Origin of the sequence: Acinetobacter sp. YH12070 (assembly GCF_013419625.1) — a bacterium.
GTDB lineage: Bacteria > Pseudomonadota > Gammaproteobacteria > Pseudomonadales > Moraxellaceae > Acinetobacter > Acinetobacter amyesii.
Window position 1 is genome coordinate 1 of the sequence record NZ_VOZT01000009.1, and the last position, 13,157, is coordinate 13,157.

Annotated in this window: 8 protein-coding genes and 1 pseudogene; 7 read left to right on the top strand and 2 right to left on the bottom strand. The window is 40.3% G+C overall.

What is annotated here, in order from left to right; genetic code table 11:
* The 7 genes and pseudogenes from FTU17_RS03790 to FTU17_RS03820 form a co-directional block, all read left to right on the top strand.
* Positions 1-109: pseudogene (locus FTU17_RS03790) on the top strand (IS701 family transposase); the annotation flags it as partial.
* A 204-nt stretch (positions 110-313) separates the two neighbouring features.
* The gene (locus tag FTU17_RS03795; RefSeq protein WP_180134730.1) at positions 314-907 is read left to right on the top strand and encodes a LysE family translocator; all 594 of its coding nucleotides are present in this window, start codon (positions 314-316) and stop codon (positions 905-907) included.
* Between the two features lie 112 nt (positions 908-1,019).
* Complete coding sequence (gene dcd / locus FTU17_RS03800) at positions 1,020-1,589, top strand: dCTP deaminase (RefSeq protein WP_005008040.1); 570 nt, start codon at positions 1,020-1,022, stop codon at positions 1,587-1,589.
* A 245-nt stretch (positions 1,590-1,834) separates the two neighbouring features.
* Positions 1,835-3,892 carry a hypothetical protein gene (locus tag FTU17_RS03805; RefSeq protein WP_180134731.1) on the top strand — a complete coding sequence of 686 codons (2,058 nt, stop codon included), beginning with the start codon at positions 1,835-1,837 and terminating at the stop codon, positions 3,890-3,892.
* Positions 3,893-3,902: 10 nt separating this feature from the next.
* On the top strand, positions 3,903-4,592 hold the full coding sequence (locus FTU17_RS03810) for a hypothetical protein (RefSeq protein WP_180134732.1): 690 nt from the start codon (positions 3,903-3,905) through the stop codon (positions 4,590-4,592).
* Positions 4,593-4,622: 30 nt separating this feature from the next.
* The gene (locus FTU17_RS03815; RefSeq protein WP_180134733.1) at positions 4,623-6,803 is read left to right on the top strand and encodes a DUF6160 family protein; all 2,181 of its coding nucleotides are present in this window, start codon (positions 4,623-4,625) and stop codon (positions 6,801-6,803) included.
* 50 nt (positions 6,804-6,853) lie between these two features.
* A complete protein-coding gene (locus FTU17_RS03820) occupies positions 6,854-8,161 on the top strand; it encodes a hypothetical protein (protein WP_180009837.1) in 1,308 nt (435 codons plus the stop codon).
* A 65-nt stretch (positions 8,162-8,226) separates the two neighbouring features.
* Here FTU17_RS03820 and FTU17_RS03825 read toward each other — a convergent pair whose 3' ends face one another.
* A complete protein-coding gene (locus FTU17_RS03825) occupies positions 8,227-9,942 on the bottom strand; it encodes a proline--tRNA ligase (protein ID WP_180048961.1) in 1,716 nt (571 codons plus the stop codon).
* 95 nt (positions 9,943-10,037) lie between these two features.
* Positions 10,038-13,142 (bottom strand): efflux RND transporter permease subunit, encoded by a 3,105-nt coding sequence (locus FTU17_RS03830; RefSeq protein WP_180134734.1) that lies wholly within the window; start codon positions 13,140-13,142, stop codon positions 10,038-10,040.
* Between the last annotated feature and the right edge of the window lie 15 nt (positions 13,143-13,157).

Consider the following 13,157-nt stretch of genomic DNA (forward strand, 5'->3'; position numbering starts at 1 on the left):
AAATATATATCGTTGGCAGAAGAAATTATTTAGACCAATTATCAAAAACTTCATTGATGACTTTATTCTCGATAAAAATCATCTGCTACCACAGAGAATCTATAAATGATAGTGCGTAAGTCCTATATAAGTTCAAGATATTTCTTTGAATTGTAAGGTGCTCTGAATGACTGTTCAGCTAAGGTTTTGTTTTTCTATTTAAGTTACTGAATTTATAATTAAATAAGGAGTTTTTTATAAGCATTCCTATTTTTTATTTTGCTAATACGAAACAACTGAATTAATCTTCGCGGATTAAGTTTGAGGTCAAAGTATGATTTCATGGTTTTTTATTGGTCTAGTTATCAGTATTTTGTTAACGCCAGGACCAACCAATACCTTACTCGCATCTTCGGGTATTCAAGTTGGGCTACGTAAATCATTCCGACTCATTCCAGCGGAAGCCTTTGGTTATCTTATTTCGATTAGCCTATGGGGTTTTTTCATTGGTAAAATTTCCGTACATCTCCCTTTACTGCCGATCATTTTGAAATTGTTTAGTGCCGGCTATATTCTATTTCTGGCTATGCGATTATGGCGTACAGCAACTGTCGCTGAAAATTTTAATCAAAAGGGCATTCGTGCACGCGAACTTTTTGTTGCGACGTTATTAAACCCCAAAGCATTATTATTCGCATCTGCGATTTTTCCTGCATTGGCTTGGCAAAATGCGCAGTATTATGTAGCTCACATGCTGATCTTTTTGTTGTTGATTGTTCCTATTGCATTCTTTTGGACCTTCCTTGGTTCAGTTTTGGCCTCGAATAAAATTAGTTGGCTCAATCAAGCCAATTTACAACGAACAGCATCTCTAGTCTTGGTCAGTTTCTCTATTCCACTGAGTTATTCTGCGATTTTAAAACTCTAAAATGATTTGAAAATGACTAAATCCGCTTAGTTCGGCAAAGCTTATTTTCATTAAGTCGGATTTCAGTTAAAGTACCACGCAATAATTGATTTAAGTTTTTGGATAGAGATAAATGGCTATTAAGTCTGATCGTTGGATTCGCGAAATGAGCGAAAAACACGGCATGATTGAACCGTATGCAGAAAACCAAGTCCGTTATGATGAAAATGGCGAAAAGCTTATTTCGTATGGCGTGTCGAGCTATGGTTATGACGTGCGCTGTGCTCGTGAATTTAAAGTCTTTACCAATGTTCATTCAGCAATTGTTGACCCTAAAAACTTTGACGATAAAAGCTTTATTGATATCGAATCAGACGTTTGTATCATTCCGCCAAACTCGTTTGCACTAGCACGTACAGTCGAATATTTCCGTATTCCACGTAATGTGTTAACCGTTTGTTTGGGTAAATCAACCTATGCTCGCTGCGGTATTATTGTCAATGTGACGCCTCTTGAACCAGAGTGGGAAGGTCACGTGACTTTAGAATTTTCGAATACAACCAACTTGCCTGCACGTATTTACGCGGGTGAAGGTGTCGCACAAATGTTGTTCTTTGAATCAGACGAAGTGTGTGAAACCTCTTATAAAGACCGTGGTGGTAAATACCAAGGTCAAACCGGTGTGACTTTACCGAAAGCTTAATCCTTCGGATTTAGTTTAAAAAAAGCGGGCGAATTAGCCCGCTTTTTTGTTGGGTCATTCATCGGAAAATAGACCATTCGGTGGGGAAGTTTTTGCAATTGAGTAATTATTCAGCATAATAAAAAGTTAAGTGACTGGTCTATCACAAGTCTCCATTTAAGGAATAAATGGACAATAACATCAAAGCCAGTTCTCAGGAATAAATATAAGAGAGATGCAGAGCATCTGATAAAAGGAAGGTCGAGATGACTCAATTCACCCAGGCTAAGTTATTCCGCCAGAGTTGCTTAGCAGCCGCAGTCAGCATGTTTGCTGCACCATCTGTTTATGCGCTTCAAGATTTATCAGATGAAGCACTTTCAGCCACAACGGGTGAAGGTGTTGCACTCACTTTAGAAAATTTCAAAATGGTCTTTCAAGGCCCAAATGACCGTTCTGCGGCTTCTAGTTATGCATCTGCTATGGTTGATCCCGGGAAAAATGATACAGGTTTTATTCGAATTATTCCTACAGGTGAAAACTATGAACAATTAGGCCAGCGTGCTTACGATAAAATCTATAAAGCTGCATATGTTGATGCCTATCAGCAAGGCCGAGTTACGGGCTATAACGGTGTTTATGACTCCACTTTCTTAAGTTCTAAAAGCACCTATGAGACCAATAATGCTACACGTATTACCAATGAAACCATAGCAACATATTCAACAGAATATCGTGGCCGATTAGTACAGTCTTATCTTGAATCACCAACGATGCAGGCATATTACAATCAGCGTTATGCAGATTATAAAGATGGTACTATTATTTCGGGCTTAGAAACTGATGGAACAACAAAGAATACGTTGACAGTAGGTCAGGATAATAAATCTAAAGAATATGCACTGCAAAATACGTATGAGATGATTGAGTTACTATACGGTAACAATAGTACGGGTAATTTACCGACCACTTCGACTTTTTATAAAAATTTTGTCTCAGGAAAAATTACCCGTTCAAATATCATAGATACAACAAAAAATGCTCAGTTGAATGCCAAAGCGGCAGAAACCCTCAATCAGTTGGCAACTGACTATGCCAAGCTTGAAGCTCAAAAGGCAAGCGATGCAGCATTAGCAACGGTGAAAAAAAATGCTGAGATTACAGCCAAACAAATTGCATCTACTGCAACCGTATCGAGCCTCAGATCGAAAGCAGATGTATTTATATATGGCTTAGCCCTGTCCAATAGTAAAGATAAAAATGGCAAAAGTTCATTAGCAACACGCTATACCGATCAAGGGTTTAATTGGGGTACAGCAGAAAACCCGTGGCTTTTTCATGCAGGAAATCAAGATGTTGAACAATTTGCGAAAGATAATAAGGGGAATGTTGGTTACTTAGCGATTGAGGCACCATTAAAGAAAATTGCAGCAGATGATGCATCTAACAACATCAAACTTGGTTTGTGGATGGATGTATTTTCACGGTCTTTGAATTCAAGCAATGTTGTTGATGCGATTACCGGTGCGCCGACCAGTGGCTTAGATAAAGACTATCGTTTACGTACTCAAATTGTTGCGAATGGTTTGAGTTTTAATGGTTCACAAGTTCGAATTTTTCAAACCCTAAAATCAACAAATACCAACTATAACCAAACTTTAGGTTTAGCCAGTTTAATTCGTATTAATACCAATGATCGTGCTGAGTCACTGAGTATCAATGATGGAGATTTGGATGCTCGCGGTATGCGTATCAGTACAGCTGCACGCTCCGAATTGGATGATGGAACAGCAGCGACACCAGCGATGGATCGTTCTGCAGCTCCAATCTTTCATGAAACTGAAGGTCTATATTTATATAGCCCAAATATCAATTTAGTTTTAGGAAATATGTATCAGCCCTTTATTGTGGGTTCAGAAGGTCGAAATATTATTTTGGAAGTGACACGTATTCCAAATGTACCTTCTATTTACAGTAAAATTTATACTTACTATACGGATATCGCTGGTAATACCACAGGTACATCGGGTTTAACTGCTGCAGACTTTAAAGGTTCAACCTGTAATGTCTATAGTTGTGGCACGGAGTTAAAAGCAAACTCTTCAGATGCGACAGCACTATATCAAGGGCGTAATGCAACACACAGTAGCATTGCGATCGGTACAGTAGAGCGCTTGCCTGGTAATCTGTTGAATGCAAAAAGTACGGATACTGCGACAGGTGTGGTGTTTAAAGGTGTCAATGGACAAAGCACGAATTTAGGATCTGTTGCCATAGATGGCGTATTGATTCAGCACTTAAAAATAAGAACAACAGGGCTGTAGGAGAAATCACATGTATAAAATTTTATGCGCTGTTGTTTGTGCTGCACTGACACAAACTCATGCAGGTTTAGTGTCTATGGATAATAGGGAACTTACCGCTGCAACCGGTCAAGGCGGTGCAGATCTCAGTTGGACGCTTTCATTAAACCATCAATACGCCAATGATATGTCAAAAAACAACATATCAAACATGGATGCGAATGGTAAAACAACGCAAGCATTTTATGGATATCAATGTTCATCCAATGAGTTTTGTCGCTTAGCACTTGCACCCAATAATCATGTGGATGCAAATGGTAATAAGAAATGGTTGGTGTTTAAACAGTTTCAAGGAACGTTACAGATCGATCAATTTTCACTAGATGGTGTGACGATTATCAATCGTGAAGGTAATCCACAAACGGCTATGCAGTTGACATTTTATGATGATAAGCCATTAAAAATTAGGAATTTAGGCTTTGCTACGTTGGCGGTGGAAACAGGTACGACAGGTAAGGAAGGTTATGAGAATACCAGTACTTATACGACCTATACCGAAAAGAAAGCTGATGGAACAACTTCAACTTTAGCTGTGCCTGATTTTGATCGTGGTTCAGAACAAGGATTTATGGGTGTTAATGTGCATGGCAACATGCACATGAGTGGAAAGTTAAACATCTTCAGTTTTAACTGCACTGGAAATGGTGCAGGTCGCTGTTAATCAGCTGTGACTGAATATAAGGATATAGTGATGAAAAAAATAACAACTTTGACGGCACTCGCAACCAGTATTTTACTTGCTCAACACACCTATGCTTTTGAAGCAATGACCGACGAAAGCTTGGGTGCAGTTACTGGCCAAGATGGTATTTCGATTACCCATGAAGTTTCTAGAGTCAAAGTCGATCAATTAAATTGGGTTGACCCAACCGACCAAAATAAGATGAAAATGGGTTTGCACAATGTACAAATAGATGGCGTTGGACAAAGTACCATTAGATCAAAATTAGATTTTGATGTGGGGACGACGGATGCAGGTGTAGGTATGCGTATTGCAGCCAGTGTCAGCCCATTTACGGCTGTTGCACAAAATATTATGCTGCTCTGTCAAGGTACGACGTGCCAAACGCCTGCGCAAAACTTAGGTTCACTTACGATTGCAACATCTTCACCTTTAAAAGTATTACTTGAAACCAGCAATGGTCTATTTAACCGTAATGATACGGCGTATATGGAATTTCAATTGCAAAATGCCAGTATTAGTCATGGTATGAATGGATATAGCGTAACCTTAAAGGACTTTAACTTTAACTTTGCTGGTTCAGGTTATATGTATGTTGCAGCTGATGAAGGCATTGTTCTCACCACAAAATCTACAGGGAGCAAAGATCATACGGTCAATTTGGGGCGGGTCAAGGACACATCAGATGTGCATAGCTCACGTAGCGATGCCACAAACCCCGGCGTTAATATCGATTTACGATACGGTACCGATGGTGGTGCACAGCGCAATTTAATTCGTATGGGAGCATCGGGTGCTGTCACTAATGCACGAGTGGCCTTAAACGCCAATCAAGAAGGAATCAAAGATTTTGGTCTAGCAACGAAAGCTTCAGGATATGAGTCTGTTGGTTCAGGTGGTTTACATTTAGGAGTGCGCGCGGATTTTACTTCAAAGGATGATCCGAGTCTTGTTGCAGGTCAAGCACCGACAACCTTAGAAATTGGCCATACGGGTATTGGTAGTTATGCCATTGAATTTTCTAATTTAACGTCTTTAGTTGCTGATAAAAATGCCTATATTGATTTTGGCGATATTTATATCAATACCATTCAAGCCAAAAGCCTTGATTTTCTGGTAAATGATAAATTAAAAGCGACATTAGGCTTAACCAATAATGTTTTAACCCAGAATCTGTCAAATCAAACGGCGGGTGGAAATTTTGCACTTGTGGCGATTCGTGGTATGGATTTTCAGTCCATCGCGCGTACCGCACGATTTATTTCTGATAACTCAATTGCTGCAATTGCAAGTAATGACAACAGTTGGGGGATTGGTATCCCGATTTATAATATGAATGCCAATGTTGCATTATCAGAGAAAAAATACAGTTATAAAAATGCGGCTGAAAAATCAGGTATTGGCTATAACCTTGTAATGAGCACAGATGGTTATGGTGTTGATAAAAAAACAGGAACACCAAGTACAACTTCCATTATTTTGATTGATGGTAAAAAAGGTATTAATGGTCAAGAAGTCAATTATTATGCAGGCTTACGAAACATCAATGCCCTTATTCAATCTGATGGTGTGATTGGTTATGAAAATGATGGCATCTATGTACGTGCAGATAATTTATTGATTGCAGCTAATGCCGAGTTAGCGATTGGTCAACTTCCGGGTTCAACCTATAACTGTGCGACTACAGCTTCTGCCAAATGTGGGACTACAGTACCTTTAGATAATTTCTCTAAACGTGATGATGTGTTGACGAATATTGCGTTTAAACTTGATGGTAAAGGTGAGCTATTTATAGTACCGGGCCTAAATGACAGTGCAGAAAATAATTATTTATCTTTTCGTGGAAGCTTTGAATTTAAAGCATTAACAGATGCTGAAAAGAAAGATCAAAAAGTTATGGGAAGCTATTTAAGTTTGATGAATGAAGATGTAAATGCCAGCGGTGTCGTTTCAGCTTCAAGTATCAATATTAATAAAATGCAGGGCGATCTAGGTTTTGATGCTCGAATTAAAATGAAACAAGATTCGGTAGAGTTTGATAATCAGGTGAAATTCAATCCAACCAATAATATGTCTAAAGCGTTTCGTGCAGAAGTATCGATGTTAACAAATGGCAATATGCAAAAGATGGCGGATATAGCCCTAACCGGTGGAACAATGCGAAGCACCATGGGGATTACTCCACGCTAATAATATTAAATCAATAACAAATAAATAAAATAACGAACAGGGAATTTGTTATGAAAAAGAAGTTAATCAGAGGTTTGATCTTCTCGACATTTGCGATGAGTAGCTTATCTCATGCAATGATGGCTTTAGATGATGAAAGCTTATCAAAAGTTGATGGTCAAGCATTACTCTCCATGGAATATACGCAGGGGTATAATTCTGTGGATGAGAGTGGACAAGCCGTAGACCAATCCAATGTCGGCTTTTATAAGCTTGGTTTAGAAGCTGAAATGGAGCTCAATGCCAATATTAAAAAGCTGCAATTGGGTTGTGGTGGTGCAAATGGCTCAGGTGCTTGTGATATTGATATCGATCATATTTCATTGAGTGGATTGCCTGTAAATAGCAATTATACGTCGGATGAACGTGCGGCAACTTCTGCTTTGTTGACCAATCCTTTTATCGAAATTGCAATTAAAGATCCCAAATCAGCTGCAACTCGTGAAGTGATGGGCTTTCGTCTGAGCGCTGAAAAAATTTCTGGGTTAATGACATTAGGTACAGAAAATAGTAATACACCCAATGGTATCAACACCTTTAGTGGGTATATGAAAACCAAAGCGTCTGCGGGTGTTGCAACAACTGCCGAGCGTGTGATGGACTATGCTTCTACGCAGCAATACATTGAAGGGGCTGTTAAGGGGACATTATTTGGTGCTGAAGTTGATCTACCGCTTCACTACAAATCAGATAATTATTCCTTTAATTTAAAATCAACCACAGCACCTTTTACAATTCCAGCCACTGTCGTGAGCGGGAATAGAATTAAGGATAATATTGCGGTATTAAAAGGCACAGGTACAGTTGATCGTCTAGATTTTAGTGGTCCATTAGAAGCTCAGATCTCTCTACTTGGGTTAAATATTAATTTGAATAAAGACGTAACAGGCTATCTTACTGGACTACAAACCGATATTACGGTAAATCAAAGTTTAGGTTTGATCCATGCACTTTATCTAAATAACCCTGCTTCGTTATCCTTACAAGCTCAAAAAATACTCTGGCCTGGTGCTGCAGTTGCAGCAGAAAGAGGTTGGTGGTTGGCGATGGAAGATGAGGTCGATTTGGGGAGTATTACACCTTCAGATAAAGTGGCGATTACGGATGAAGTGTTGAAACAAACGATCGCTGGAATTAACCATGACTTAAGTACCAATGTTCGTAATTGTGGAGATTTAATCTTTGGTTGTGTTGCAGGTTCGGCTTTAGATGTTAAAGAAATTAAAAACCCGTCATTAATTGATTTCCCATTAAACAATTTAAAACTTTCTGGACAGGAGTTTCGTTCTAACTGCTTCGGCGGGCTGAAATTCTGTTAAGGCTTAAAGTATTTAATATAAAAAAATCCCGCACTTAGCGGGATTTTTTTTATATTTAGCGCAAATTATTTTGCAATTTTCGCTAAAAGGTCTTCTTTACTGAGGTTGCTTGATTCTTCATCACGGCGACCTTTGTACTCAAATGTACCAGCATCCAAACCTTTCTCACCAATAACGATACGGTGTGGAATACCTGTTAACTCGATATCAGAGAATTTAACACCTGGACGTTCATTACGATCATCTAGAAGAACATCATAACCAGCAGCAGTTAATTCTGCATACAGTGCTTCAGCTGCTTCTAACGTGCGCGGTGATTTATGTGCATTCATTGGCACAATAGCAACTTCGAAAGGAGCAATTGCAGACGGCCAAATAATCCCTTTGTCATCGAAGTTTTGTTCAATTGCAGAAGCAACAACACGGGTTACACCAATACCATAGCAACCCATAGTCACAACGAGAGGTTTGCCGTCTTCACCTAAGACTTTACAGCCAAGTGCTTCAGAGTATTTTTGACCCAACTGGAAGATATGACCAACTTCGATACCACGTTTAATCAAGATTGTACCTTGACCGTCTGGAGAAGGGTCACCTTCAACAACATTACGAAGGTCATAAACTTCGGTGTATTGTGCATCACGTTCCCAGTTTACACCTACAGCATGTTTATCGACTTGGTTTGCACCAGCAACAAAGTCTGAAAGTACAGACGCTGCACGGTCAACAATAACTGTAATGCCTTTTTCGGTTAAGCCTTGAGGGCCACAGAAACCAGCCGTTAAACCTAAGTCAGCCAATTGTGCTTCAGTTGCAAAGGCCAATGGAGCAGCAATTAATGGGTGTTTTTCAGCTTTAATTTCATTCAGTTCATGGTCGCCACGTAGGAATAAGGCAACCACTGGCGCAGCTTTACCTTCTTCAGCAACACCTTGAACCAACAATGCTTTTACAGATTGAGCAGGTTTTGATTTAAGGAATTCAGAAACATCAGCTATGGTTTTTTGATTTGGTGTATCAATAATTTCAAGTGCTTTAGTCGGAGCAGCACGTTCACCAACTAGTACGGCTTCAGCCATTTCTACGTTAGCAGCATAATCTGACTCTGTAGAGAATGCGATGTCATCTTCACCGCTAGAAGCAAGTACGTGGAATTCATGAGAACCCGAACCACCAATTGAACCTGTATCCGCTTGAACTGGACGGAAATTTAAACCTAAACGCGTGAAAATCTTGCAGTAAGCTGCATACATGTTGTCATAGGTTTCTTGTAAAGAGGCTTGGTCAACATGGAAAGAATAGGCATCTTTCATGATGAATTCACGTGAACGCATCACACCGAAACGAGGGCGGATTTCGTCACGGAATTTGGTTTGTACTTGGTAGAAGTTTGCAGGCAATTGCTTATAGCTTTTCAACTCATTGCGAGCAAGATCTGTAATCACTTCTTCATGTGTAGGGCCAAGTACAAAGTCATTGTTATGACGGTCTTTAAAACGTAAAAGTTCTGGACCATATTGTACGAAACGACCTGATTCTTCCCATAAAGATGCAGGTTGAGTGACAGGCATCAGGACTTGAAGTGAACCAGCACGATCCATCTCTTCGCGGATAATCGCTTCAACTTTATTTAATACGCGAACGCCCATCGGCAGCCAAGTGTATAAACCTGAAGCCAATTTACGAATCATCCCGGCACGAAGCATAAGCTGATGTGAAATAACTTCAGCATCGTTTGGGGTTTCTCTTAACGTTGCAAATAAAAAGCGACTCGCGCGCATGGAAACTGTCCTAAAAAATTAAGCGTTAAAGTGGAGAGTATACAATAAAAAATGAGGTGAACATTTCCAAAGTCACCTCATTTTAGATTTTGTCATTATGACATGATTTTTTTAGCCTGACGTGCAAGGAAGTTTCGGAAATCATCCAAATAGGTAAAAATCACCGGCACAACCACAAGTGTTAGTAGGGTAGAGGTAATCACCCCGCCAATCACGGCATGTGCCATTGGTGCACTTTGTTCACCGCCTTCACCTAAACCAAGTGCAAGCGGAACCATACCCATCACCATTGCACTGGTGGTCATTAAAATGGGACGTAAACGGGTTTTACCTGCTTCAATAATCGCTTCATAACGATCTACACCATGATCCATGGCTTTTTTAATAAAGTCGATGAGTAGAATTGCGTTCTTTGTCACCAAGCCCATGAGCATAATAATCCCGATAATGGAAAAGAGGTTCATGGTTGAATTAAATAAGAATAGGGCTAAGAAAACTCCAATCAATGATAAGGGTAATGAAGCCATAATGGCTGCAGGGTGAATGAAGCTATTAAATTGTGAACCCAAAACAATATAAATAAATACAATAGAGAGGGTAATCGCTGTCATTGCATAACCTGCAGATTCAGCCATATCTTTATTGGCACCTTGCGTGACAAAACTATAACCCGGTGGCAAGTCGAAATTTTTCTCAATCTCATTGATTTCGGCACCAATATCACCCGCGGGACGACCTGCCGTGTTGGCTTCAACCATCACTTCACGTGCTAGATCACGACGGTTAATTTGTGAAGCACCGAGCGTTTCTTCAAAGCTAGCCACACTTGCCAATGGAACCAAGATAGGTAAGCCTACGGCATCGGTTTTTTGTGATGTGATGTACATGCTTTGAATGTCAGTTGGCAGACGACGCTGATCTTCAGTGAGTCGTAAATTTACATCATAGGTTTCGCCTTTATCATCCTTCCACGTTGTTACATTATCCCCCGCAAGAAGAGGGCGTAACACATTGGCGATCTGATTGACGGATAAACCTAAATCACTGGCTAAAACGCGATTTATATGTACACCTAGCGTCGGTTTAGGTTCTTTAAGCGAGCTTTCTAAGTCGACAATACCTTCGACTTTGGCAACTTCAACCAAGAATCGATCTGAAATGCGTTGTAACTCATCCAAGTCGGGGCCTTTAATCGAGATCATGACCGGCTTTTGACCGCCCGAAACTGTTTCATCAGCTGAGGCAATCGAGGTAATGGTAATACCTGCTATATGTTTTAAGCGGGTACGGAATTCATTGTTGAGATCCGTTAATGTTTGACTACGCTCCGTACGTGGTGAAACAGTGACACGAATGCTAGCATGGTTTTTACCCCGATCAGTGGCACTATTAATTGCACCATAAGTGGCTTTGACTTCTGGATGTTGGCGAATGATACGATCTACTTGCTTAAGCTTAGCCTGCGAATATTCAAGGGTTGCATCAACTGGTGTTTCAAATTTGATCCGAATTTCACCTTTGTCTGGTACGGGTACAAATTCAGTTCCGATCATTTTGGATAAAGCTAATGCGCCAAATAGAGACGCGACGGCGATTAAAAGGGTAATGAGCCTAAATTTTAAAGCAAGCTTGAGTAATTTTTCATAATGATGGCTTAGGTTGTCGAGCTTGCCCGAAATCCAGTTAAAAAAACGTTTGATTTTACCCGGCTTTTTATTTGGATCGTGGCGCTCTGCCCAGTGAGCAGACAACATGGGGTCAAGGGTGAAACTCACAAACATTGAAATCAGTACAGCGGTACTGACGGTTACACCAAATTGATAGAAGAAACGCCCAATAATGCCGCCCATAAATGCCACAGGTAAAAATACCGCGACAATGGTCAATGTTGTGGCCAATACAGCTAAACCAATTTCTTTTGTGCCGTCGAGTGCAGCGGTGACGTGGTCCTTGCCCATATCGGCATGGCGGACAATATTTTCGCGTACTACAATGGCATCATCAATCAGGAGACCGATACTCAGTGAGAGAGCCAGTAGGGTCATCATATTGATGGTAAAACCAAAAATCCAAACAAAGGTGAGGGTACCTAGTAGCGAAATCGGTAGGGTTAAACCTGTAATGGCTGTCGAACGAAATGAGCCGAGAAATAACAATACAATGAGTACCGCAAGTACTGCACCTTCAATAATCGTACGTGCCACGTCTTTAATGCTGCCACGAATACCTTTTGAAGAATCAACCACAATTTCTGCGGTCGTGCCTTGCGGCAATTGCTTTTGGATTTTACTTAAGGTTTTACGGGTATTATCAACAACCTCAATCACATTAGAGTCCGAACTTCTCAGAATGTCGACAGCGACGGCTGTTTTACCATTCAGATAAGCACTCGACTCCATTTCAGCTTGGCTATCTTCTATTTCGGCAATTTGTTTGAGATAAATCGGCGCGCCATTTTTATTGGCAACCACTAAATCTCCAAAAGAATTTGGGTGAATAACCCGAGATTTAATTTCGACCACCAATTCTGAGTTCTTTTGTTTTAAGGTTCCTCCCGGAACTTCAATATTTTCAGATTTTAGGGTGTTTATAACTTGATCGATCCCAATCCCGAAACTTTGTAATTTTTGCGGATTTACTTGTATTCGAATTTGTCGCTGCGCATCGCCCAATAAATTGACCGTACCTACACCGGGAACTGTTCTGAGCTGTGGCACAATCCGTTGATTGAGATAGGAACTCAAATCACGTAAAGACATGTCCTTCGATTCAAAAACAATCGACATAATCGCACTGGCAGTAGGGTCGTAGCGTTCTACAATCGGGTCATCAATTTCATCACGAAATTGTGCGGTTACTGGTGCAACTTTATCTCGAATATCTTGTGCAGCTACCGAGGATGAGACATCTAGATTAAATTCGACAATGACCGTGGATAAACCTTCACTGGACTGTGAAATCACTTGCTTGAGGCCAGAAATGGTATTGATCTGATCTTCAAGTTTCTTAGTGATTTCAGATTCGACAGACTCAGGAGAAGCACCTGGATAGTTGGTGTAGACCACAACAAAAGGGAAGTCGACATCAGGAAATTCCTCAACGCCCATACGTTGCCAAGAAGCGAGTCCTAGCACCATCAGACAGAACATCATCATGATGGTGAAAACAGGATATTTCACACTAATTCGGGTTAACCACATAACAACTGTCCTGCC

Bases quoted from the DNA above. Each gene is read 5' to 3' on its own strand.
- FTU17_RS03805 (WP_180134731.1), top strand. From the start codon at position 1,835: ATGACTCAATTCACCCAGGCTAAGTTATTCCGCCAGAGTTGCTTAGCA.
- FTU17_RS03795 (WP_180134730.1), top strand. From the start codon at position 314: ATGATTTCATGGTTTTTTATTGGTCTAGTTATCAGTATTTTGTTAACG.
- FTU17_RS03825 (WP_180048961.1), bottom strand. From the start codon at position 9,942: ATGCGCGCGAGTCGCTTTTTATTTGCAACGTTAAGAGAAACCCCAAAC.
- FTU17_RS03810 (WP_180134732.1), top strand. From the start codon at position 3,903: ATGTATAAAATTTTATGCGCTGTTGTTTGTGCTGCACTGACACAAACT.
- FTU17_RS03815 (WP_180134733.1), top strand. From the start codon at position 4,623: ATGAAAAAAATAACAACTTTGACGGCACTCGCAACCAGTATTTTACTT.
- dcd (WP_005008040.1), top strand. From the start codon at position 1,020: ATGGCTATTAAGTCTGATCGTTGGATTCGCGAAATGAGCGAAAAACAC.
- FTU17_RS03820 (WP_180009837.1), top strand. From the start codon at position 6,854: ATGAAAAAGAAGTTAATCAGAGGTTTGATCTTCTCGACATTTGCGATG.
- FTU17_RS03830 (WP_180134734.1), bottom strand. From the start codon at position 13,142: ATGTGGTTAACCCGAATTAGTGTGAAATATCCTGTTTTCACCATCATG.